We start from the raw sequence: 565 nt of genomic DNA on the forward strand, positions 1-565 counted from the left end.
TGGCGATGCGCGAGGCGATGGTCGAGCCCGGGTCGAAGATCGACGCCGAGAGGCGGTTGGCGTTGCCGATCACGAAGGTGACCGCCATGGTCTCGCCGAGCGCGCGGCCGAGGCCCAGCATGATCGCGCCGATGATCGAGACCGAGGCCTGCGGGATCAGGACGTGGCGCACGACCTCCCAGGTGGTGCAGCCGATGCCGTAGGCGCTCTCGCGCAGCACGGTCGGGATCTGGTCGAGCATGTCGCGGGTGATCGAGGCGACGAACGGCACGATCATGATCGCCAGGATGATGCCGGCGGTGAGCACGCCGACGCCCGAGGGCACCTGGGCGTAGAACAGGGTGCCGACGATCGGCATGCCCTCGACGACGTTCGAGACAGGGATCTGCACGAAGCGCGCGAAGAGCGGCGCGAAGATGAACAGGCCCCACATGCCGTAGATGATGCTCGGCACGGCGGCGAGCAGCTCGATCGTCATGGCGACCGGACGGCGGGCCCAGCCGGGGCAGAGCTGGGTCAGGTAGATCGCGATGCCGAGCGAGATCGGCACGCCGATGACGAGGGC

1 protein-coding gene is annotated in these 565 nt (G+C 68.5%); it reads right to left on the reverse strand.

What is annotated here, in order from left to right; translation table 11 throughout:
* Positions 1 to 565: phosphate ABC transporter permease subunit PstC (pstC, locus tag VQ02_RS33670; RefSeq protein WP_048448634.1), on the reverse strand; the 565-nt coding region annotated here is incomplete at both ends.

It is taken from the genome of Methylobacterium variabile, from assembly GCF_001043975.1.
In the GTDB taxonomy this organism is placed as follows: domain Bacteria; phylum Pseudomonadota; class Alphaproteobacteria; order Rhizobiales; family Beijerinckiaceae; genus Methylobacterium; species Methylobacterium variabile.